The following is a 23648-nucleotide window of genomic DNA, read 5'->3' as shown; positions in this document are numbered from 1 at the left end:
GGAGGAACATGGGAGAGTACAACGAATATCTCGGCGTATTTATCGACGAATCGAAAGAGTACATCCAGCTCTTGAATGAAGCGTTACTAGAACTAGAGAAAAATACAACTGATGTTGAACAGATCAATAGAGCTTTTCGTGCATTGCATACCCTAAAGGGTATGGCTGGAACCATGGGGTTTGAGAGACTTGCAAAATTGTGCCACAGAATGGAAAACTACCTGGATGCCGTAAGAAGCGGGAAGGTTGAAATTACAAGCGATGAACTTGACTATTTGTTTGCAGGTCTCGATATGATTGAAAAGATGTTAAAAGCCATTGTTGAACATGGTTCAGATGAATTAGATGAAAGCAGCGAAGGACTCGTAGAAGTGTTTGAGAGAATTGCGAAAGGTGAAAAGGTGGAGAAAAGCAGTAAAAGAATTGATAAATCCGAGCCTGGAGAGGTTAAAGAAGTGAAGGAAAAAACATCACCGGAAACGAATGCAAAATTAGTTACAGAAAGCTTCACACAAGAGGTTTTAAAAGATGTGTTGGAAGAAGCTGCTAAAAAGGGTGTACCTGCTTATCATATCGTTGTAAATCTTCAAGAAGGCACGCAGCTTAAATCAGCAAGAATGTACATGGTCTTCCACACGCTTGAAGAAATAGGTGTTGAGATAGTTCACTCCATTCCGCCTGTCGAGGATATAGAGAACGAAAAGTTCGATCTAACTGTAGAATTGATAGGCATTGGTAATGTACCGCAGGAAAAGATATACGAAAAGATAATGGGAGTTTCAGAAATTAAAAGTGTAATTGTTAAACCACTCAAGATTGAAGAAAAGAAGAAAGAAACAGCTGTTGGTAGTGAAGCTAAAGAATCCGAAGAGCAAAGTGTAAAAGAACAAAAAAGGACAAAGATTACACAGACTGTGAGGGTTGATACAGAAAAACTCGACACATTGATGAACCTGATGGGAGAACTTGTTATTGCAAGAAGTAGGATAGCAGATATTTTGAAAAAGTACAATATCAAAGAAGTGGACGAATCATTAGCACAACTTAGCAGAATAACCTTGGACTTACAAAACATTGTCATGAAGGTCAGGATGGTTCCTATTGAATTTGTTTTTAACAGATTTCCAAGAGTTGTCAGGGATTTGGCACGAAACTTAGGTAAGGAAATCAATTTTATAATGGAGGGTGAAGAAACAGAACTTGATAGAACGTTTGTTGAAGTTATAGGCGATCCGCTTGTTCACCTTATCAGAAATGCTATCGACCATGGAATAGAGACAAAAGAGGAAAGAATTGCGTTAGGAAAACCTCCGATAGGAACTGTTAAACTATCAGCACGGCACGAGGGAAACAACGTTGTTATTGAAGTCGAAGATGATGGAAGAGGTTTGAATCGTGAGAAAATATTGAGGAAAGCCATTGAGAAAGGTTTAATAACCGAAGAAAAAGCGGCAGCGCTCCCAGATGAAAAGGTTTTTGACTTTATTTTCCTACCAGGTTTTTCAACGAAAGACCAGGTTAGTGAACTCTCTGGTCGAGGCGTTGGAATGGATGTGGTTAAAAACACTATAGAATCTTTGAATGGTTCAGTTTCCATAGAGAGCAATCCCGGAAAGGGAACAAAAGTGACTATACGCTTACCACTCACGTTAGCGATAATCCAAGCATTGCTCGTTAAGGTTAACAATTACGTTTATGCCATCCCTATTTCCATTATTGATAGCACATTAATCATCAGTCCTGAGGAAATAAAAGTTGTTCAAAACGAGGAAGTCATTGTTATCAGGGGAGAGGTTATACCGTTGATAAAGTTGTGGCATGTGTTTAACTTCCCACATGAAGAAACTCCGAGTGAAATGAACGTAGTTGTTGTAAAGCATGGAAATAGAAAATACGGACTTACCGTCGATACGCTTATTGGTCAGGAGGACATAGTTATCAAATCTCTTGGAAAGATTTTCAGCGATGTTAAGATATTCAGTGGTGGAGCTACACTTGGCGACGGAAGCATTGCGTTGATATTGGATGTTGCAAATATCGTTGAGATGGCGTAATAAAGGTTGAGGTTGAGTTTTTGACCAGTTTTAAGGGGGTGAATATTATGGCAGATAATATGGAATTTGAAGTTCTTGTTTTTAAAGCACTTAATCAAGAGATGGCAATCGGAGTTGAGATGGTTGAAATAGTTATAGAAAAAACCGAAATAACACCGGTCCCAAGAGCAAAGAAGATAATTGAGGGCGTGATTAACCTGAGAGGAAAAATTGTTCCAGTTATAAGTCTCCCGATGTTGCTTGCCAATGAGAGTAACACTGAATACAGGAAAATAATAATTGCCAAAGTTGAGGATGTTGAGTTCGGACTCATGGTTGACGAAGTTGTTGGAGTTATGCGAGTAAGAAACGAAGAACTTGAAACAAACCTTGGCAAGATGAATACTTACGGTAAAAAAGCAAAAGGTCTCATAAAGAAAGATGCACGTTTGATAGTATATCTCAATTTAGAAGAAATAGTTAAAGAAATTATTGGGTCGGAGGTGGCATAAGATGGCACGTATTTTAGTTGTTGATGATGCAGCTTTCATGCGCATGATGTTGAAGGATATTCTTACAAAGGCAGGTCATGAAGTTGTCGGGGAAGCTGCCAACGGAGTTGAAGCTGTGGAGAAATATAAGGAACTTAGACCAGACGTTGTTACCATGGATATCACGATGCCTGAAATGAACGGTATAGATGCTATCAAGGAGATTAAAAAGATTGATCCAAATGCTACGGTTATTGTCTGTAGTGCAATGGGACAACAGGCAATGGTTATAGAAGCTATTCAAGCTGGAGCTAAGGATTTCATAGTGAAGCCATTCCAACCGGCAAGGGTAATTGAAGCAGTTCAAAAGGTACTTAAGTAGTTTTGAATACAATTTTCCAAATCACATTTATGTAGGGAGAGAGGAAAATCGGAGGACTTGTTAGTTTCTTAATAGGTCTGGTTTCCATAATAGTGATACTCTTAGGTACTTATTGGATATTAAAAAAAAGGCTCCCCAACGCAGTTGGGGGGCGTTTTGCTAAAGTAATTAGTAGAGTTTACTTGGACAGAAATACGTCTTTGGTGCTTGTTAGAATATTGAAAGAATACTATGTTATCCTGATAAGTCAGAACCAAGCGACAGTTGTAAAAAAGCTGGACACAATTGAAGAGGGTGAAATAGATTCTGAAATTGGCTCAAATTTCGAAACCATCCTTCAAAGATTTGTTGGTGGTAAGAAATGAAAAAGATAGTTACCTTGCTTTTCATTTTGATGCTGACCACTTCTTTCTTCCCTCAAGACGAGGTACCTATTCCAGGTATACGTATTCAAGTTACTCCTAATCAATCTCCTCGTGACCTTGTAGCAACTTTGGAAATACTTTTGGTGTTGACGGTGCTTACTTTAGCACCGAGCATTCTGATGCTTTTTACCTCCTTTACGAGGATAATAATTGTTTTCTCTTTTGTGAGAAATGCTTTGGGTACAAGGCAGGTGCCACCGAACCAGGTACTTATAGGGCTTGCACTGGTTTTGACATTTTTCATAATGCAACCCACATGGAATGAGATAAATACAAATGCTCTCCAACCATACATGGATGGTAAGATAACCTATGAAGAATTTTTTTCGCGAACAATGGCAGCTGTTAGAAAATTCATGATTACAGAGCTTGTTAACCACCATAACGAAGACAACGTGTTCGTTCTTGCAAACGCTCTCAAGCAAGATGTTCAGAAGATTGAGGATGCTCCAGATTCGTTGCTAACATCAGCATTTGTATTAGGTGAGATAGAAATAGGCTTCAAAATGGGCATTTTAATATACGTACCTTTCATAATAATAGACATGGTAGTGGCAAGTATTCTTCTTTCGCTTGGTATGATTATGATTCCCCCAGTTTTGGTTTCGCTTCCTTTTAAAATACTCATATTTGTGTTAGCAAATGGATGGGAATCGGTTATTGTGAGCCTTGTTAAAAGCTTCGGTTGATTTTCAGTAATTCAACATGAATTTAATCAATGCTTTTGCCAAAAAAGTATGACTTTGTCAAAAGCTTGTTTCTGAATATTGTAATATTGCAATTATGAAGGAGCTGGTTGTATGGTAGAAAATAATAATCCAAGGAAACATAATAACCAAGGATACACTGGGGCAGAACACGACACACAACTAGGAGATACTCATTTACATAAGCATTCCCATGACCATACTCATAATCATGCCAAAATAGGAGCTGAAATAGATTTAGCTGGGTTTACATTTGTCGTGATACTAAACCTTGGAATAACTTTAGCAGAACTTATTGGTGGTATTATAGCAGGTAGCTTAGCATTAATTTCAGATTCTGCGCACAATTTTAGTGATGCGCTTTCTTTGATACTTTCTTACGTGGCTGAAAGAGTTTCGAAAAAGCCTAAAAACTACAGAAAAACCTTTGGATATAAACGTGCAAATATAATAGCTGCGTTTTTCAACTCATCTACACTTTTGGTCATAGGTGGATTGCTTACGATGGAAGCTATCCGCAGATTCTTTGAACCAGTATCAATAAATACTAACGTTGTTTTAGTTGTCGGAACTATAGGACTTATTGCAAATCTTTTAAGCATGATAATGTTGAAAAAATGGTCTAAAGAAAGCTTGAATATAAGGTCCGCGTATTTGCACATGTTAATGGATTCTCTGTCATCTATAGCAGTTCTGATAGGTGCTGTAGTTATAAAGATTTACGGCCTAAAATTTTTAGACTCCGTTGTAACTATTTTAATAGCACTATATGTGGTCAAAGAAGCGATTGAAATCTTTAACGCATCGTTGTCAATTCTTATGGAAAGCACCCCAGCAGGTTTTGATGTTGAAAATATAAGTTCTCAACTGTTGCGAAACCCCGTGATAAAAGATATCCATCATATTCATATCTGGGCACTTGACGAAAGGAATATCCTTTTTGAGGGACATGTGAACCTAAAGGAAGATGTAAAATTAAGTGACGCAATGAGAATATACAACGAAATCAAATCAGAACTTGAAAAGTTTGGTATTAATCATGTCACTATTCAGTTTGAGTTCAATGGCTGCAAAGATACTGGATTAATATCGTGTTCTTGAATATCAAAATCTCGTTAAATATAATCAGGAGGGTTTATTACCCTCCTGATTTTTTATTCTAGCTGTTTACCTGTGTTTTTCACCTTTTCTTGTATTCCCTGTATCCATTCGTTATGGGTAATCTTCTATCCTTTCCGAAAGCTCTTCTTGTAACTTTCGGTCCTGGAGGTGTTTGTCTACGTTTGTACTCATTTACGTTCACCATCTTTGCGACTTCTCTTACGGTTTTTTCCTCAAAGCCAAGATTTACAATTTCTTCAACGCTCATGTCTTCTTCTACGTAAAGCTCCAATATTTGATCCAATATTTCATAAGGTGGGAGCTTGTCTTGGTCAGTTTGATTCTCCCTCAATTCGGCACTTGGTGGTTTTATGAATACCCTTTGAGGTATAATTTCTCTTCCGGCTTTTTGATTCACGTACTCGCTTAGTTTGTAAACCATCGTCTTGTACACATCTTTGATTACAGCATACCCACCAGCCGTATCGCCATACAAAGTAGAATAACCCGTTGCACTCTCACTTTTATTGCCAGTTGTTAAGACAAGCCAACCAAATTTGTTTGAAAGTGCCATAAGGATAACTCCGCGGATTCTTGCTTGCAAGTTTTCTTCAGTAGTATCGAACGGCAGGTCTCTAAAGATTGGTTTCAAAGTTTCGAGAAATGTATTGTATACCTCAACAATAGGAATCGTTAAAAATCTTATGCCTAGATTTTCTGCCAACAATCTTGCATCCTCTTTGCTGTGTTCTGATGAAAATGGACCAGGCATAGAAACGCCAATGACGTTTTCTTTACCTATCGCATCAACAGCGATACAAGCAACCAAAGAACTGTCTATACCACCGCTAAGTCCAATAACTGCCTCTTTCATTCCGTTCTTTCTCATATAGTCTCGGAGGCTTACAACCAATGCGTTATAAACTTCTTCAACTTCTGAAAGTGCAGGTTCTATTCGATTAGTTATTTCCTTTCTTTGAGTTTTTGTTTCGAAAGGTATTGTGACAATTTCTAAGGTTTCTAAATCTTCTTTTGTAACCACGAGTTTATCCTGCCTTCTTCTTGGGTCTTTTAAACGTGCCTTGTTTACCATTTCAACATCTACATCAACCACAAGCAAATCTTCTTCAAACTGTTTTCCCCTAGCCAAAACCTTGCCTGATTCATCTAATACAAGGCTTGCTCCGTCGAAAACGAGTTCGTCTTGACCTCCGACAAGGTTTACATATGCCACTATCGCCAGGTTGTCGTTTGCCCTTGTCGAGAGCATTTTCTCTCTCCATTCGAGTTTCTTTTGGTAATGCGGTGAAGCTGAGATGTTTGCCAAAATTTGTGCATCGCCGTAAAGAGCCTCAGCACGTGCTGGTCCACCAGGATACCAGATATCTTCGCATATGGTTATTCCCATTCGAACATCGCCAAACTGAATTACTAAAGCCTTGTTACCTTTCTGAAAGTATCGCATTTCGTCAAAAACACCGTAATTAGGCAGGTAGTTTTTATGGTACTTTGCAACGACTTTACCGTTGTTTATTACAGCAGCCGCATTGTAAATGTCACCATCTATATCGACGAACCCTACAACTGCAATGAGTGACTTTGGCACAATTTGTGCAATTTCTTCAAGAGCTTTTATATTATCTTGAATGAAGTGGGTTTTGAACAATAAATCTTCAGGTGGGTAACCCGTTATCGACATTTCAGGAAAAAGCAAAACATCCGCATTGTATGATACAGCCTGCTTTATAAACTCGATGATTTTTTGTTTGTTTCCTTCTATATCACCAACTGTCGTGTTTATCTGTGCCAAGGCGATTCTTACATTTCTCACAAAGTTCCCTCCTTCTATACTCATTTTTCATCATTGAGACTTTCTTTAACTTCTTTGATTCTTCCCAATGACAAAAGGAATGGTAAAACAGTTAGAGTCAGTACAGCAGCGGTTGATATACCCAAAGATACAAGAATCGCTATTCTTTTAAACATAGCCAACTCTCCTCCAATCAGTAATGTCAAAAAACCACCGACGATACCGAATGCATTCCCTAATATCGCGGGACCTACGTTTTTTATTGAGCTGAAAATATTTTTAGTTTTGCCGTAATCGTGACCAACGTGTATAGAATAGTCAATGGCAAGTCCTATAATGATGCTTGAAGTCAACGCAGTTGATATTTCAAGTTTCATCTTGAAGATAGCCATATAAAAGAAATTTAGAATGGTAGCGAAAACAACAGGAGAAATCAGTTTTACAGACTCCGCAAAGTCCTTAAATACAACAAGAATTGTTGCAAATACAATGATTAGAGCTGTGACTAAACTTTGAATTTGGCTCGCGAGTATGTTATCATTAACCGCCTTCCATATAAATGGAGTTCCTGCAAGGTAGTAATTGTAGCTGTATTTTTTCATAACTTCATTCGTGATTTTTGTAACCTTTTCCAAATTGTCTGCTCCTTCTGGTGAAAGGTTTATCGAAATACGTATCGTCTTAGCATCTGCGATATAGTATCTCAACAAAGGTTGGTTTCGTGAAGCCAAAATGAGTGCCGTAACGGGGACATTTCTGGGGAAATCAACACTACTGATTTCAGAATGTTGCGAAAGCTCAGCTATTATTTCATCAATATTTCTGTTGTCAAACGGTAGGAATATACCTTCTTCTTTTTCCAATACCAAGTAGATAGCATCTTTCATACCAAAGTTATCTTCTAAAAGCTTATAAGCCTTTGTTATCTCTGATTTCTTTGAAAAATAATCTGTACTCGTCAAACCTACCTTAATAGAAGGTATTAAAAAGAACGATAAGCCAACTAAAAAAATAACGACAAATAATATGCCCATAGCTGGTTTGTTGCCTATGTACTTTATTCCGAAGGACTTAGGTTTCTTTGCTGCCTTTCTATGCGCACGTAATAACAATTCATCACCAACTGTTACAGTAAGTAAAAAGTCTATGAGAAGACCCAAGGAAACGAGAAAACCAAATTCTCTAAATGCAGGAATTTTGACGAACAAAAACGATAAAAAACCAACAGCAGTTGTAAACATCGAGAAAAATATAGGAGTCGAAATATGCTTACGAACATTGTCCTCAGTTCTAAAAATTGCGTTATAATAATGCAGAGGATAAGCTGAACCGATAATTATCAAGAACGATGCTATCATTGATGTGAGTATATTTAGAACCCCTCCGAACGCAAAATGAAGAGCATATGTGTAAATCGAAGCCATTATTGGCACGAAGAGTGAAACTATAGTTGCTCTTAACGATTGTGTTTGGTAGAAGAAAATAACTAATATGACTCCGAACATCAAAATGGGGTAAAAAAACATTGACCTCTTTAGCTCATCGAAAAGTTTGTTGTTCACAGAAGCTTCTGACAAAACAACCACTGGCTCATTTTTGAGAGCATTTGTAATCTTCCTAACGACAGGCTCAACCTGTCCGTTTACAGAGATCATTACTAAAAATAGGGCATACCTTCCATCCATGGATATAAAACTTCGATATTCTTTTGGCAGATTTTCTAAATCCAGAGCGTCGTCTTTGATATATAAGTCAGCTCCAGGGTAGTTTAATATAGATATCACAGTCTGAACATTTTCAAAATTCTCAAGTTTCTTGTGTAATCTTCTTAAGTTCTCCAAACTTCCGGTCTTGTCAAGTCTCACTGGCGATTCGTAAATTACTGATACCCTTGCCCTATCACCGAATTTAAGACTCATACTCACGAGGTTTTGAACCGAAGGGTCATCTATCTCTGTTATAGGTCTACCTGGTTTGTAGCCAGGTAGGAATGTTTCAATTCTAGTTTCAACTTTTGCGTTATTTAGGATAATAATAACAGAAAGTACTAAAAACATAAGGCTGATGATGGTGAATTTGTATTTTGCTATACAATCCAAAAAAGTAAGCAGCAAGTTTTTTCTCACCTTGTTCTTCACCTCTCTGTGGAGTAAATATTAAATATTCAATCGAAACTTTTTAAGGAACAGGTTTTAAATGCGTTTAGATGTAAATCATCTTCTTTGTCATTCCGCCATCAACCACGAAAAATTGTCCGGTAATGAAACCACTTTTTTCGTCATCTACAAGGAACCATACCATTTCAGCAATATCAGAAATTGTTCCAGCACGCCCGGTTAAATGCTGGGTATGTTCTTTCTCAGAAATTATCTCGCCCTCATGCAAAATCCAACCAGGACATATTGCGTTAACTCTTATTTTTGGTCCTAATGAATTGGCCAGTGCGTGAGTAAGACCTAATATTCCTGCCTTCGATGCACTGTAAGCCTCGTTACCTGGTTCGGACATCAATGCGCGGGTTGATGAAATGTTTACTATAGCTCCTTTGCCTGCTGTTTCGAGCACGAGCGGTACCCCAAACCGTGCCATCAAGAAGTACCCTGTCAAGTTCACATCTATAACTCTCTTCCATTCAGAAACGGAGAGGTCAAGAAAATTTTTAAATCCCCCTATTGCGGCATTATTTACGATTGCATCCAATCTTCCGAACCTTTCCTTGAGCTGTATGTAAAACTCGCTCACTGAATATTCATCAGACGTGTCACCGTGGTATAAAAATACTTTTTTCTCATCGTTAATCGGGAAATTCTCAAGAGCTTGCATATCGTAATCTATTATACCTACCCTCCAACCAATCTCAAGAAATTTCAGAGCAATCTCCTTTCCTATGTTTTTAGCACCACCTGTTACAACTATCACTTTTTGGTCATTGCTCCACATACTCTCACCTCAAATCACTTTTGATTCGGTTTTGGTTGACTTACAGAACTATTATATCATTCATGGCCGAAAGTGGTATAATCTTAGAAGGAATAATACTTTGGAATATAGGGAAGGTGTTTTCCATGATGCTCAGGACCGCAGTCAATAAGCTACCAATATTCTTACATGTAGCTATGATATTCCTTGTGAGTACCTTTGTCATTACTTCGTCCATTGTTTTATGTTCGAGTTTGCAAAAAAAGGAGGTGAGGCAAATGGTAGTTTCCTCGGTTTTTAAAGACAAAGAATTCATACCCAAGAAGTACACTTGTGAAGGACAAGATGTCAATCCAGAACTGGTGATTTCTAATATTCCTAAAGGTGCAAAAACAATAGCTATAATTTGCGACGACCCTGACGCACCAATAGGTACGTTTGTTCACTGGGTACTTTGGAATTATCCGGTGAGTGGTCCAAGTGTAAAAATTCCAGAAGCCCTTCCAAAAGTCGAGAAACTTCAGAATGGAGCTATGCAAGGATACAATGACTTTGGAAAAGTTGGATATAACGGACCTTGTCCACCAAAAGGTCATGGTGTACACCACTACCATTTCAAAATTTACGCCGTTAACACCCTTATAGAGCTAAAGGGAAAAGTTACAAAAAAGGAACTGGAAAAAGCGTTGAGTGGTAGAATCCTTGCCCAGGCAGAAATAGTGGGATTGTATGAAAGAAAGTAGAGTTAAAATCTAAAATTCTAAGTAAATTCCACCAATAAATGCTTTATTAACGTAACTAGCGCTCAACCTTAGATTGTGGAATTCTAGAATACCACCAATTCTTGGAACAAAATGGAACTGAAAATTGTTGCCTGCAAGTTCTGCAGATACTTGCCCAATATCGAATTTCAAAGAAAATGGTACAACTTCTAAAAATTGATAAGCTCCTAAAATCCTTAACTCAAAGTAAGTTTCTGAAAAATCATCGGGAAATGGTATCAGTCTTGTGGTACCTTCAATAATGAGCGAAAAGTCGTTTATTATTTGCAATTCATACCCTACAGTTCCCAGTAGGACGATTATTGGTATGAAGAACACGATAGCCACCACAATTTCGATACCTATGTACATGAGACCACATCCCTTCATATAAGATTACTGGGTTGTGCTTACACATAATTAGACAATTTAGATATCAAAAATGTTCAATCTATATTCCAAAGTGAATTGTCCTTAGGTTATTTTTAGAAAGATTGTCAAAAATCTTTTCAACGTTTAGAATACATGTTAGAATTGAAATTGTTCATTTCTGAGTAGAAAAGCAGACTGGAGGGATTCTGTGGAGACAGTCGTAGTTGTGAGGTATTCTGAGATAGGACTAAAAGGAAAGAACAGGGAATGGTTTGAGAAAAAGCTTATTGATAATATTTTGAAAATTGTCAAGCCTGCCGCAGTGAACAAAAGGTATGGAAGAATCATTGTTAGAATCGGTAGGAACAACCCTGATCTGATTTTGGAACGGTTGCATTATGTATTTGGTATTCAAAACTACAGCTTAGGTTTTTCTGTCGAGCACGACATGGAGGAATTAAAGCAAATTGTTCTTGACTTAGCTAAGAGGCATGTGAATGAAGGTTTGAAAACGTTCAAAATCAATGCACAAAGAGGATACAAAGATTTTCCTATGACCAGTCTTGAGATAAATCGAGAATTTGGAGCGTACGTACTTCAAGCGTTTCCTCATTTGAAAGTCGATGTCCACAATCCCGAATTTGAGATTGGAATTGATGTTAGGGAAAAAGAAATATTCGTCTTTTCAGGAAAAATACAATCTTCTGGAGGTCTTCCTGTTGGTGTATCTGGTAGGGCTTTATTGTTGCTGAGTGCAGGAATCGATAGTCCTGTTGCAGGATGGTACGCAATGCGCAGAGGGCTGGAACTTCAAACAGTTACCTTCTTGAGCCCACCGCTTACAACTGAAAAATCGGAGGAAAAAGTTCTTAGCGTTGGAAGGATTCTTAGCAAATACCTACCAAACGGTCTGCGAATGTGGATAGTCCCGCTAACAGAGGTTCAAACCTACATAAAGGAAAACGCGCCTGACGAATATTCGCTGATACTACAGAGAAGGTCTATGATGAGAATTGCAAGTATGATTGCACGGAGAGTGAAGGCAAAGGCGCTTATCACAGGTGAAAACTTAGGACAAGTTGCTAGTCAAACGATAGAAAATATGGCAGCAATAGAAGAGGCAAGTTCCCTAATTGTGTTAAGACCTCTTGTAGGATTTGATAAAGTGGAAATAACTAATAAAGCAAAGGAGATAGGAACCTTTGAGATATCAATTAAGCCATACATTGATAGTTGCGTTGCGTTTGCTCCAAAACATCCTGCGACAAGGTCCAACATAAATGAATTGAAGGAAATTGAAGCAAAATTGGAAAAATTACGTGAGTTGGAGTTCGAGGCATTTAAGTGTCGAAAGAGCTATCGAATAGTAAGTGAGGACTGATAGAATTAATTTAAGGGGGAAAGAAAATGCCTGAATTTTCAAATGCATTCAGTGGATTGAAAAATGATAGAAAACTAACAAAGGAAGAGTTGATAAGAGCTATAAGGTTTATGATAGCAGCAGAGTATGAAGCTATTCAACTTTATACCCAACTTGCCGAGTCAACGGACAATCAATTGGTTCGCGAAGTTCTTTTAGACATAGCGGATGAAGAAAAGGTGCATGCTGGAGAGTTTTTGAGGTTACTTATGGAGCTTGATGATAAGGAATTTGAGTTCTACAAAGAAGGATATGCAGAAGTTGAGGAAGAAATAGAAAAGCTTAACAAGAAGAAGAAAACGAAAAAGAAAGATTAAGTTCAAATAGGGGACGTTTATTATTGCGTCCCCTTTTTTAACTTATTATTTTCTTCAGTTTGTGGTATAATTTTTTTAGTTTAGAATCCAAGGTTCTTAGAGAAAATTCCGAAGGTGAAAGGAGTGGAACGTATGTACGTGAACACAAAAGACATTTTGGAAAAGGCTAGCAAAGAGTACTACGCAGTTCCTGCTTTTAACATCAACAACATGGAGTTTTTCCATGCAATACTTGAAGGTGCTTTGGAAAAAAGAGCCCCACTTATCATTGAAACAAGCGAGGGTGCGATAAAATATGCAGGAAACGGGGACATATTTAAGGGTGCGCGATATTTTGTTGAGTTGGTAAGATTATTTGCCGATAGTGTTGATATACCAATAGCACTCCACCTTGACCACGGTAAGCACTTTGAGTATATAATAGCAGCGATAAAGGCAGGATATTCTTCGGTTATGATTGACGCTTCCGAAAAGCCTTTTGAAGAAAATCTTAAGGAAACTAAAGAGATAGTCAAAATAGCGCACGCAGCAGGTGTTTCTGTCGAAGCCGAGCTTGGTCAACTCGCAGGTGTTGAAGATAACGTAGTTGCCGCTGAGTCCGTGTTGGTAGATCCTGAGCAAGCAAAGATATTTGTCGAAGAGACGGGTGTTGACTTCTTGGCACCAGCAATTGGGACGAGCCATGGTGCATTTAAGTTCAAAGGTGAAGCGAAGCTTGATTTTGAAAGACTCAAAAAGGTTAAAGAACTGACAAAAATTCCACTTGTTCTCCACGGTGCCTCGAGTGTTTTGCCAGAGTACGTGAAGATGGCAGAGGAATACGGAGCAGATTTAGGCGGAGCGAAGGGTGTACCTGAGGACCAACTCAAAAAGTGCGTTGAGCTTGGTATAAACAAGGTTAATACGGATACAGATTTGAGAATTGCCTTTATCGCAGGACTTAGAAAGTTCCTAAAAGAAAATCCAAAAGAATTCGATCCAAGACACTATTTAGGTGCTGGTAAGAAATTAGTCAAAGAAGTCGTTATGAACAGACTTGAATTTCTTGGAGCAGCTGGAAAAGCATAATTTTAGGTTTTCAGGATAAAGGTTTGCGGTTAACTTAAAACATATACAGAGGAGGGATCCAAGTGCGAGTTTTGGTTGTCAACTGTGGAAGTTCATCGATAAAGTATCAGTTTCTTGATATGGATACAGAACAGGTGCTGTGCAAAGGACTTGCTGAAAGAATAGGAATCCCAGGAAGCAGAATTGTTCACAAGAAAGATGAACAAAAAGTCGTTGTTGAAAAACCAATGAAAGACCACGAAGATGCCCTTAAATATGTACTTGAATTGATAGTTGACGAAAAGGTCGGAGGAGTAAAAGACTTGAGCGAAATCGATGCGGTTGGTCACAGAGTTGTTCATGGCGGAGAAAAGTTCTCTGGTTCGGTTTTGATTGATGACGAAGTGATGAGAGCGCTTGAAGAATATTCCTACCTTGCCCCGCTCCACAATCCACCAAATATAATGGGTATAAGGGCAATGATGAAGCTCCTGCCAGGAGTTCCAAACGTTGCAGTCTTTGACACAGCATTCCATTCAAAGATGCCAGCAAAAGCGTATCTTTACGCGATACCCTACGAATACTACAAGAAATACAAAATCAGAAGGTATGGTTTCCATGGAACAAGCCATAGGTATGTGTCAAAAAGAACTGCAGAAATCCTGGGACTTGATTACCACAAATCCAAAATCATAACAGTTCACCTCGGTAACGGAGCATCTGTAGCAGCTGTTATGAATGGACATAGTATAGACACATCGATGGGTTTCACACCACTCGAAGGTTTGGTAATGGGAACGAGAAGCGGAGACATTGACCCATCCATTGTCACATTCCTTATGGAAAAAGAAGGCTTGACTGCAGAAGAGGTGTACACAATTCTTAACAAAAAGAGTGGAGTACTTGGCTTAACAGATGGTTTCAGCTCAGATATGAGAGACATAGAAGACAAAGCACTTGAGGGTGACCCAGTTTGCAGACTTGCTCTGGATATTTACGAATACAGGATTGCAAAATACATAGGTGCTTACGTAGCAGCGATGAACGGTGTTGATGCAATAGCATTTACGGCTGGCGTTGGTGAAAATTCTCCAGTAACAAGAAAAGAAATCTGTGAAAACTACCTTGGTTACCTCGGCATAAAGATAGATGATGAGAAAAACAATGTGAAAGGTGAGGAAAGGATTATAACAACACCAGACTCAAAAGTAAAAGTTCTAATAGTTCCAACAAACGAAGAACTCATGATAGCAAGAGACACGAAAGAGATTATAGAAAAAGGCTTAAGGCAGTTAGAATACTAAAAAAAAACGAACTTCTCCAAACTAAAATTTGCGGTATAATATATATCGGTGACTTAGAAATGTTGGGCACTTACTCAAGTGCCCAACATTCTTTTAAGAAACAACGAAGTAAATTTGGCAAAGAAGGTGAATACATTGATAATAAAGAAGCGCTACGTTTATCTTGACGCACCATTGAAGATAGAAGACAAGGCAGCAACATCAACCACAGAAGAACAAGTAGAACAAAGTAAAGAAAAAGAAAAACAACTTCTTGAAATTGTGGCTAAGGCTAATCGTGAAGCCGAACAGATTGTTTTGGAAGCCCAAAACCAAGCGCAACAAATACTTTTGCAAGCCCAAGAAGAGTACAATAGAATTATCGAAGAAGCTAATCAGAAAGCCTTTGTCATTTCCAAAGAGGCAGAACAGAGTGCTCAAATTATGCTCACAAATTTGCAAACTCAGATACAGAATTTGCTTGAAGGTTTTGAACAACAGCTTGATACCTTTTACAACGAATATTGTGAGAAATTAACATCGATTTCACTCGTGCTTATTGAAAAGTTTTTAGAAAAGAACATAGATCCAGAAGTTACAAAAAGAAAAATAGAAAAGATACTTACGCACCTTGCAGGTTCAACGAAGGTCAAAATTCATATTAATCCGAAAGACGCAAAACTTATAAATGAAGAAACACTAGAGTATGCAAAATCAAACGGTTACGAGATAGTATTGAACGACAATATAGAACATGGTGTTATCGCCGAGACCGAGCTTGGAACAATCGATGCAACACTGAAGTTCCAGTTCACAGTGCTAGAAGAGATTTTCGACGAGGTATTTAAGAAAGAGGAATGAAAAATTGCCATGAGGGGATAAGAACACGATGGCTGATAAAAATGTTAATTTTAAGAAGTGTAGTTTGTTTAAGTTGTTGGAATTTTTTGAAGAAAAGGTAAAAGAAATAAACCCATATGAATATATCGGAGAGGTTCAAAAAATCATAGGTCTTACGATAGAATCGAAAGGTCCAGATGCTGCCTATGGAGAGCTTTGCAAAATTATCGTAGGTAACAAAAAAGCACTTGCGGAAGTTGTTGGATTTAAAGAAGATATGACAGTATTAATGCCGTTAGAAGATATAACGGGGTTGAAAAAAGGTTGTGAAGTCATCAAAACTAACAAAACCGTAAGCATCCCTGTTGGCGAAGAGTTGCGTGGAAGGGTTGTTGATGCACTTGGAAGACCTATAGATGGGAAAAGACTTGTACTTAGAGAGTATCGTCCTATAATAAACGAAGCACCAAATCCTCTTATTCGAAAAAGAATTTTAGAACCACTTCCGGTTGGTGTTCGCGCTATCGATGGATTTATCACACTTGGAAAAGGACAAAGGATAGGCATTTTTGCTGGTAGTGGTGTTGGTAAGAGCACACTTCTAGGAATGATTGCAAGAAATACGATGGCTGACATAAACGTAATAGCGTTGATAGGAGAACGTGGAAGGGAAGTTAGGGAATTCATCGAGAAAGACTTGGGAGAAGAAGGTTTAAAACGCTCAGTTGTTGTGGTCTCAACATCAGACCAGCCTGCTTTGTTGAGAATCAAAGCTTTGCTCACTGCGACAACTATAGCAGAGTATTTTCGAGATAAAGGCTATGCAGTTATGTTAATGGTTGACTCACTAACAAGGTGGGCGATGGCTCAACGTGAAGTTGGACTTGCTATTGGCGAACCACCTACGACGCGAGGTTATCCCCCCAGCGTTTTTGCACAGCTTCCCAAAATCCTTGAACGTGCTGGTAACTCAGACAAAGGTAGTATAACGGGCATTTACACTGTGCTTGTTGAAGCAGATGATTTCAACGAGCCTATCTCTGATACTGTTCGGGGTATCGTTGACGGGCATATAATACTCTCACGTCGCCTTGCTGAGGCAAACCATTATCCGGCAATAGATGTACTCATGAGTGTTAGTCGTTTAATGACAGATGTTGTAAAACCAGAACATCTCCATGCAGCACGCTTGTTAAGAGATATAATGGCTACATATAACGATGCGAAAGACCTTATAGACGTTGGAGCATACAAAAAGGGAACAAATCCCAAGATAGATAAAGCTATAGAACTTATTGACGAAATCAACAAATTTCTTAGACAAGGTATTCGTGAGAAAATGACGTTTGATGATACAGTTGAGTATTTATTGTCCATCGCTAGAAAAGTGTGATATATAGGGTGATAATACCATGGCATTCGACAAACTTATTGAAAAATTTTGCGAAATGCTCAAGACTTCAAAATTTGTTGTTGCACTCACTGGTGCAGGTGTCAGTGTTCCCAGTGGTATACCGGACTTTAGAAGTCCAAATGGGCTTTACGCGAAATACGGTCAGGATATCTTTGAAATTGATGAGTTTTACAAAAATCCAGACAGATTTTACAATTTTGCAAAGGAAGGTCTTATACCTATGTTGTCAGCTCAACCAAATGTTGTTCACCACATGTTGGCAAAGTTGGAAAAAGCAGGTATATTGAAAGGGGTTATAACTCAGAACATCGATGGATTGCACCAAAAAGCGGGCAGTAAGAATGTGGCAGAAATCCATGGGAGTGTTAGAATTTGGAATTGTTTAAAATGTACTAAACGCTACGAAATCCTTGATGATGGACAAAGGGAGTTTTTATTATCTACCAATTTCAGATGCTCTTGTGGAGGTTTGGTAAAACCAAATATAACGTTCTTTGGTGAGATGCTACCTGTGGATGAGTTCGCAAAAGCTCAGAAATGGGCAGAAAGTAGCGATTTGTTCATAACGTTAGGCTCTTCACTCGTAGTTTATCCGGCAGCACAGTTGCCTATCTATGCTCTCAGAAATGGGGCTAAACTTGTGATTGTGAATAAAGGAGAAACACCTCTTGATAGGTATGCAACCTTCAAGTTTGACATCGATTTGACAGAATTCTCAAACAAGATTCTTGAAACCCTCAACACTTTTCTGAACTGATTTCAGAATATCTTTCGCCTGTAATGACAATAAGGGGCTTTCCCTGTCTTTTCGTAATAGTCCTGGTGATAATCTTCAGCAACCCAAAACGTCGAAGCTTTCCTAAGTTGAGTTGCAACCTTGTATCGTTTCTTTAATTCTTCTATTATCTTTTCAGCAATTTCTTTTTGCCTCTCATTTGTATAGAATATGGCACTCTTGTATTGTTCACCAATATCTGGTCCTTGACCGTCTTCTTGCGTAAAATCGTGGATTTCAAAGAAATACTTTATCAATTGTTCCTCGTCTATTAAGTTTGGATTGAATATGACCTCTACGGTTTCTAAATGTCCTGTCAATCCGGTGCATACCTGTTCGTATGTTGGGTTGGGCCAACGTCCACCCATGTAACCGACCCTTGTGTCCACAACTCCATGGAGTTGTTTGAAAAGATGCTCAACACCCCAGAAACAACCGCCAGCGCAAAACATTCTATCAATGGGTGGTTTCTGTCCTTCTGGTATAAACTTCAAAGAGACTGAATTCACACAGTGCCTTACATTCTTTTTTGTGAACCCTTCTCCATAAAACACATGCCCCAGATGAACGCCACAATAAGCGCAAACAATTTCTGTTCTTATTCCATCTCTATCGATTTGCTTAAATATTGCCCCAGGAATCTCATCGTCAAACGCAGGCCAACCACATCCAGAGTGGAATTTATCAGAAGAATTATACAATGGTATTCCGCAGTTCTTACACACGTAAATGCCTTTTTCAAAATGGTTTTCGTATTCCCCAGAAAATGGGGGTTCTGTGCCTTTTTCAAAAAGCACAAACCTCTCAAATTCGCTTAGTTCCTGGTTGATAATTTTCTTTTTCATGCCCTTTCCTCTCTTTCTTATTTCCTACTTATCACCAATTACCAAGGAACTCGACCGGGAGCAAACTGCCTTTCGATGGCTTTTTTTGCTTCCGGAATAACAAACTCATCATTTGAGTAGACAACAACACCCGTGGTTACAAATGGCTTTCTCACGTGTATTTCTCCTTGACTTATGTAGATAACCGAGTTAACCAAGACAGCTCTTCTCAGAGTTTCGAATTCCGGAGGCTTAGTAGACCAATACAGCTTTGCAGGCACACCGTTTAAGAATAAAAAACCATCCTTATCTTTTGTTATGAAAACTGCTGCATATCCGAGATTGCGTAGTAAAATTGCTTTTCCTTCATCTTCGACTAACACTGGGTATGTGAGTCTCCGGGTTACAAGTGATGAAATCAAATTTACGTCGATTTTGCCTCTTCCATCAAAAATAGGAATCACGCCAGCAATTGAAAGTCCAGTAGAGAACTTTTCATATATATCGGCTGTTATATAGGGAGACTTGTGTACTCTGTAGAAATAGTCTTCATCATCTACACTTAATGTATCAAGTGGACCGACAACATAATAAGAAAATCCTTTAGATTTTACATACCAACCAACGTATTTGCCAACTTCTTCGGCAAGCAAAGTATTCCCCAAGCTTCCAAGTGTCAGCAAACTGACGTCCTCGATGATTTCTTCCAATCTTTGCGTGCAAATCAAACTAGCTTGAACTTTCAACGGCCATAATCTATTTAGATTAGTTGATGTTTCCACGTTAGTTGGAAGATTCAATGCCCCGAAGATACTCAGGGAAAAGGTGAACAAAGCTATAAAGAACACCATTTTCTTCATTGGATTTACTAACAAAATCCGCCACCTCTTTTAACTTGTCTACGGCGTTTTCAACGGCAATTTTTTTACCTGCAACTTCAAACATATAAATATCATTCTCGTTGTCCCCAAAAACAACAGTGTTTTTTAGGTCGAAGCCCATGTAATTTGCTAAAAACTTAAGTGCGTTCCCTTTATTAGCGTCGGCAGGGACGATGTCTAAAAAGATTGGAAAACTTTTGAAAACGTTCGCCTTTTGATTCACAATTTCTTTGAGAGGTTCGATTAAGTTGTCGAGAATACCTTGCTCAGCAATCGCTAACATTTTTATCGGTGGATGTTCGATTGCTTTCAAGTCGTCAACTACGTAGTAAGGAACGTCCGCATGTTTTGCGTACAACTTTATTTCCTCGTTGTCTTTTTCGCTGTAAAGCTTATCATCGACATATGTTTGAACGTGAATCTTCCTTTCTCTAAGAAAGTCTATAACCTTGTGTACTGTTTCCATATCTAATGTTTTCTCGTAAATAAAACCTACATTCGGAACGTAGACAACGGCTCCATTGTAAGAGATTATTGGAAAAATATCTTCGTTAAAAACATTTTCTAATAATTTTTTAGCTGATATATGCATTCGTCCAGTTGCAAAAATTACGTTATCTCCGTTGTCAAGGATGTTCAGTATCAGTCTCTTCGTTTCCTGAGGAAACTCATTTTTAGAATTCAGCACCGTTCCGTCCAAATCAAAAACAAAAGTTCTTTTATTTTTCAATTTTTTAGTATTACTCAATCTTCTTCCCTCCATTCTCTTCCTTCGTTTGTTACCTTTGCTTCTCATTTGTAAATTTCGACCATGCTTTCCACAACATCAGAAATTGTTCTTCACTGAGTTGTTCAGGTCTTGCATTTGATGGTATATTTGCTTCTTTGATTACCAGTTCTAAAACCTTTGTATCTTTGGTTATGGCTTTTAGATTATTGTATATCGTTTTTCTCTTTTGAGAAAAGCTATCGGAAACAAATCTCCAAAAAGATTCAAGTTGTGAGCTATCTACGAATGGGAAAGGTTCTTTCCTTGTAATTTTCAGAACAACGCTATCCACTTCCGGATTTGGAACAAATGCACTTTTTGGGACCATCAGAATTTTTTCTATGTTCGCAACTGTTTGGAGCACAACAGTTAGGAATCCTCTATTTGAGCTACCAGGTTCTTCCAACAATCTTTCCCCGACTTCCTTTTGCATCATGATAAAGAGTGCTGAAAATGGTGTAAAAATAAGTCTTTTAAGTATCGGAGCGGTGATGTAATAGGGAATATTTGAAACACATTTGTAGCCACTTGGAAGAAACGACAAATCAAGGGCTAGGAAGTCGGAGAAAATTAGATGGACATTCGGAAATGTTAATAACCGTTCTTCAAGGATAGGCTTGAGCCTTTCGTCAATTTCTATAGCATAAATCGTTGCACCAGTTTCTGCCAGTGCAACGGTTAAAGTTCCTGCTCCAGCACCTATTTCAAGGACTGTATCCTGTTTGTTTACTCCTGATAATTCAACAATCTTTTTTGCAAAAACTTCGTTGGACAAAAAATTCTGACCCAAAGATTTCTTCAGAGTGACACCGTATTTTTTCAAATAATCGGACGTTTTCAGTTATAAGCTCACCATCCTTGAGTTTGTTTCGCTGTAATTATTTGCCACTCCTCGGGGTATTTTTCATATTTTGGTGGTTTTGATTCATTGGCTGGTGTGTTGTTTCAGATTTCTTTTCTGCTACTCGTTCCACCACAATTCCGTTGTTATATTCCATTCTTACTATACCTTTCTCGTCTGTTGTTATCTTTATTTCCGTTCCCTCGTAGCTAAGAACATAGGAACGGTCCGATAGTCGTTTCAACATAGCAATTCCTGATGCTTTATCTGTCTTTGATGGATTAAAGAGCGCTTGAGGTATGAGAATTTGGAAACGTGGCTGAGGCATTCTCAATATCATCTCAAAATGAGGGATAATAAAATTGTTGTCTAATAAAACGATATTTGGCTCTGTAAATGTGAAAGTCTTGACAGATGGCGCTTTTGGATCATAGTACGCGTATAATGTTATTGTAGTTTTACCTGCTTTATTAACACCAAGTATTTTCGCGACCAGTTCTCCGTTTGTCTTAAACGTTGCTTCATAGACCTGGAAGAAACCATTAGGACCATAAGCCGTTCGGGTTTCAATAGTATATTTCTCGCCGTACTGTATTTCACTAACGCTTATCCACCCGTTTTTCGTGTATTCAACTTGAATACGACCCAGTTCCATGTTGTCGATACGCGCGATGTATTCAACACCTAACGTTGTTGTAGAAATGGCAAGTAACAATATTACAACTTCTATCAACCTTACAATATGTTTTCTCATACGATTCACCTCCGAGATAATCATACAGGAAAAACCTTAAAAAATCATTAGAATTTCGAATAATTCTTACTTCAGTTTACACCATTGTCAATACATCCGAGTTCTTTATCCCAATACCTCTTCAACGGTTCCATACAACGGGCCTGCTGTGATTTTGTTTACCTTTACTATGACAGTTTTTCCAATAAGTTCATGAGAACCTTCAAAAGAGATAATTTTGTTACGTATATCCCTTCCGTAAAATAGGCCATTTTTTGCTTGTGCCTCGACTATTACCTCAACCCTTTTGTCTCTATAGGCTTCATTTAACTCTCTGTTTATCATTTTCTGCAGATTCAATAGGTAAGACATTCTACGCACCTTTGTCTTATATGGTACATCGTCTTTAAAATATTTCCATGCAACGGTTCCTTCACGTGGAGAGTAGATAGCAAGGTTGAGTCTTTCGAATTTAATAGCTTTTACAAGTTCAACAGTTGCTTCAAAGTCCTCGTCAGTTTCCCCAGGGAACCCTACGATGATATCACTCGAGATAGAGGCATCCGGAACAATATTTCTTATGTTGTTTATCAACTCAATGTATTCGCCACGAGTATACCTTCTATTCATAGCTCTTAGTATCCTATCGCTTCCGTGCTGAACGGGAAGGTGTATGGATCTAGCAATCTTGGGATTTTCAACCATAGCTTGTGGTATCTCTAAAGAAAAGTCCGTAGGGTATGATGTCAAGAACCATAGTCGCTTCACTCCATCGATTTTTGCTGCTTCTATGAGCAACTTAGCTAATGATGTTCCATCATTCAGGTCTTTCCCATATGCATCTACATTTTGCCCAAGAAATGTGAATTCCTTGTAGCCTTTTTCAACTAATGAACCCACTTCGAGTAATACACTTTCCATTGGTCTTGATTTTTCTCTACCTCTTGTATACGGCACGATACAGTAAGTGCAAAACCTGTCGCATCCGTATATGATGGTTATCCAGGCGTGGTGTTTTGAATTTCTGGTTTCCACCTTATGGTAATCAATCTCATCGAGAGTATCATCAAGGTAAATCTGTTTAGTACCATCTTTAGCGTTTGAAACAGCTTCTGGGATTTTGGCAATTGCACGAGTACCAATAACAAACAAAACACCTCTTCTAAAGAGGTTTTCTTTTTCTTTGTCGGCAACACATCCCATTATTCCTATTTTTTTTCCTTTTTTTCTGAGCTTCCCAATATGACTATAGACCTTATCTTCTGACTTCTTTCTTACAGCGCATGTGTTAAGAATTACTATGTCAGCTTCATCCTCGCTATCCACAACTTCAAATCCGCCATTTAAAAGCAGTTGCTTAGCTATTTCCGTGTCGTTTTCGTTCATTTGGCAACCGTATGTGTAAATATGAACTTTCATATCGAACCTCCTTAAGATGCACATCTTGTAGTTGTATATTTTCGTAAAGTAATTATACTTTATCTAGTCGAAAATTCAATCTAT

Annotated in this window: 24 protein-coding genes; 14 read left to right on the top strand and 10 right to left on the bottom strand. The window is 38.3% G+C overall.

The annotated features are described in order from the left end of the window. Positions 1–8: 8 nt before the first annotated feature. The 6 genes from JM64_RS04185 to JM64_RS04160 all read left to right on the top strand — a co-directional run bounded on the left by JM64_RS04185 (position 9) and on the right by JM64_RS04160 (position 5139). Positions 9–2054, top strand: coding sequence for a chemotaxis protein CheA (locus JM64_RS04185; protein WP_064011611.1), 2046 nt, complete (start codon positions 9–11; stop codon positions 2052–2054). Between the two features lie 47 nt (positions 2055–2101). Next, the gene (locus JM64_RS04180) at positions 2102–2545 is read left to right on the top strand and encodes a chemotaxis protein CheW (RefSeq protein ID WP_064011610.1); all 444 of its coding nucleotides are present in this window, start codon (positions 2102–2104) and stop codon (positions 2543–2545) included. Position 2546: 1 nt separating this feature from the next. Then, the gene (gene cheY, locus JM64_RS04175) at positions 2547–2906 is read left to right on the top strand and encodes a chemotaxis protein CheY (RefSeq protein WP_064011609.1); all 360 of its coding nucleotides are present in this window, start codon (positions 2547–2549) and stop codon (positions 2904–2906) included. Positions 2907–2998: 92 nt separating this feature from the next. After that, positions 2999–3271: a flagellar biosynthetic protein FliO gene (locus JM64_RS04170; protein WP_231882470.1), complete on the top strand. Its 273-nt coding sequence runs from the start codon at positions 2999–3001 to the stop codon at positions 3269–3271. Next, positions 3268–4020 (top strand): flagellar type III secretion system pore protein FliP, encoded by a 753-nt coding sequence (gene fliP / locus JM64_RS04165; RefSeq protein ID WP_064011607.1) that lies wholly within the window; start codon positions 3268–3270, stop codon positions 4018–4020. Before JM64_RS04170 ends, fliP begins: the two co-directional genes overlap by 4 nt. Before the next feature lie 111 nt (positions 4021–4131). Continuing rightward, positions 4132–5139 (top strand): cation diffusion facilitator family transporter, encoded by a 1008-nt coding sequence (locus tag JM64_RS04160; protein ID WP_082868288.1) that lies wholly within the window; start codon positions 4132–4134, stop codon positions 5137–5139. Between the two features lie 79 nt (positions 5140–5218). On the opposite strand, the gene JM64_RS04155 is transcribed toward JM64_RS04160, so the two are convergent. The 3 genes from JM64_RS04155 to JM64_RS04145 form a co-directional block, all read right to left on the bottom strand. Continuing rightward, complete coding sequence (locus tag JM64_RS04155) at positions 5219–6970, bottom strand: NAD+ synthase (RefSeq protein WP_064011606.1); 1752 nt, start codon at positions 6968–6970, stop codon at positions 5219–5221. A gap of 20 nt (positions 6971–6990) precedes the next feature. Next, entirely contained in the window at positions 6991–9075 is a 2085-nt protein-coding gene (locus tag JM64_RS04150; RefSeq protein ID WP_064011605.1) for an efflux RND transporter permease subunit, read from the bottom strand. Positions 9076–9151: 76 nt separating this feature from the next. Further along, positions 9152–9889 carry an SDR family oxidoreductase gene (locus JM64_RS04145; protein WP_064011604.1) on the bottom strand — a complete coding sequence of 246 codons (738 nt, stop codon included), beginning with the start codon at positions 9887–9889 and terminating at the stop codon, positions 9152–9154. Positions 9890–10146: 257 nt separating this feature from the next. On the opposite strand from JM64_RS04145, the gene JM64_RS04140 reads away from it, so the two are divergent. Next, positions 10147–10611 (top strand): YbhB/YbcL family Raf kinase inhibitor-like protein, encoded by a 465-nt coding sequence (locus tag JM64_RS04140; protein ID WP_064011603.1) that lies wholly within the window; start codon positions 10147–10149, stop codon positions 10609–10611. A gap of 9 nt (positions 10612–10620) precedes the next feature. On the opposite strand, the gene JM64_RS04135 is transcribed toward JM64_RS04140, so the two are convergent. Further along, positions 10621–11001: a hypothetical protein gene (locus tag JM64_RS04135; protein ID WP_064011602.1), complete on the bottom strand. Its 381-nt coding sequence runs from the start codon at positions 10999–11001 to the stop codon at positions 10621–10623. Positions 11002–11209: 208 nt separating this feature from the next. On the opposite strand from JM64_RS04135, the gene thiI reads away from it, so the two are divergent. From thiI to JM64_RS04100, 7 genes are all read left to right on the top strand, one after another. Beyond that, positions 11210–12382 (top strand): tRNA uracil 4-sulfurtransferase ThiI, encoded by a 1173-nt coding sequence (gene thiI / locus JM64_RS04130; RefSeq protein WP_064011601.1) that lies wholly within the window; start codon positions 11210–11212, stop codon positions 12380–12382. Positions 12383–12408: 26 nt separating this feature from the next. After that, positions 12409–12738 carry a ferritin family protein gene (locus JM64_RS04125; RefSeq protein WP_064011600.1) on the top strand — a complete coding sequence of 110 codons (330 nt, stop codon included), beginning with the start codon at positions 12409–12411 and terminating at the stop codon, positions 12736–12738. 132 nt (positions 12739–12870) lie between these two features. After that, entirely contained in the window at positions 12871–13806 is a 936-nt protein-coding gene (gene fba / locus JM64_RS04120) for a class II fructose-1,6-bisphosphate aldolase (protein WP_014451093.1), read from the top strand. 62 nt (positions 13807–13868) lie between these two features. Continuing rightward, positions 13869–15089 carry an acetate kinase gene (ackA, locus tag JM64_RS04115; RefSeq protein WP_064011599.1) on the top strand — a complete coding sequence of 407 codons (1221 nt, stop codon included), beginning with the start codon at positions 13869–13871 and terminating at the stop codon, positions 15087–15089. A 135-nt stretch (positions 15090–15224) separates the two neighbouring features. Next, positions 15225–15929 (top strand): FliH/SctL family protein, encoded by a 705-nt coding sequence (locus JM64_RS04110; RefSeq protein WP_064011598.1) that lies wholly within the window; start codon positions 15225–15227, stop codon positions 15927–15929. Positions 15930–15957: 28 nt separating this feature from the next. After that, positions 15958–17301 carry a flagellar protein export ATPase FliI gene (gene fliI, locus JM64_RS04105; RefSeq protein WP_064011597.1) on the top strand — a complete coding sequence of 448 codons (1344 nt, stop codon included), beginning with the start codon at positions 15958–15960 and terminating at the stop codon, positions 17299–17301. A gap of 19 nt (positions 17302–17320) precedes the next feature. Continuing rightward, on the top strand, positions 17321–18079 hold the full coding sequence (locus JM64_RS04100; protein WP_156487895.1) for an SIR2 family NAD-dependent protein deacylase: 759 nt from the start codon (positions 17321–17323) through the stop codon (positions 18077–18079). A gap of 2 nt (positions 18080–18081) precedes the next feature. On the opposite strand, the gene JM64_RS04095 is transcribed toward JM64_RS04100, so the two are convergent. The 6 genes from JM64_RS04095 to miaB all read right to left on the bottom strand — a co-directional run bounded on the left by JM64_RS04095 (position 18082) and on the right by miaB (position 23564). Beyond that, positions 18082–18942, bottom strand: coding sequence for a bifunctional methionine sulfoxide reductase B/A protein (locus JM64_RS04095; protein WP_064011596.1), 861 nt, complete (start codon positions 18940–18942; stop codon positions 18082–18084). 38 nt (positions 18943–18980) lie between these two features. Continuing rightward, positions 18981–19667 (bottom strand): hypothetical protein, encoded by a 687-nt coding sequence (locus JM64_RS04090; RefSeq protein WP_064012502.1) that lies wholly within the window; start codon positions 19665–19667, stop codon positions 18981–18983. A 37-nt stretch (positions 19668–19704) separates the two neighbouring features. Continuing rightward, entirely contained in the window at positions 19705–20550 is an 846-nt protein-coding gene (locus JM64_RS04085; protein WP_082868286.1) for a Cof-type HAD-IIB family hydrolase, read from the bottom strand. A gap of 31 nt (positions 20551–20581) precedes the next feature. After that, on the bottom strand, positions 20582–21394 hold the full coding sequence (gene rsmA, locus JM64_RS04080) for a 16S rRNA (adenine(1518)-N(6)/adenine(1519)-N(6))-dimethyltransferase RsmA (RefSeq protein ID WP_372590208.1): 813 nt from the start codon (positions 21392–21394) through the stop codon (positions 20582–20584). A 55-nt stretch (positions 21395–21449) separates the two neighbouring features. After that, positions 21450–22166: a hypothetical protein gene (locus JM64_RS04075; RefSeq protein ID WP_064011593.1), complete on the bottom strand. Its 717-nt coding sequence runs from the start codon at positions 22164–22166 to the stop codon at positions 21450–21452. A gap of 105 nt (positions 22167–22271) precedes the next feature. Further along, complete coding sequence (gene miaB, locus JM64_RS04070) at positions 22272–23564, bottom strand: tRNA (N6-isopentenyl adenosine(37)-C2)-methylthiotransferase MiaB (RefSeq protein WP_064011592.1); 1293 nt, start codon at positions 23562–23564, stop codon at positions 22272–22274. Positions 23565–23648: the final 84 nt, after the last annotated feature.

Origin of the sequence: Fervidobacterium pennivorans (assembly GCF_001644665.1) — a bacterium.
Classification (GTDB): Bacteria; Thermotogota; Thermotogae; order Thermotogales; family Fervidobacteriaceae; genus Fervidobacterium; species Fervidobacterium ngatamarikiense.
Note: the sequence above shows the minus strand (reverse complement) of the source record. Positions and strands in the feature narration are given on the sequence as shown.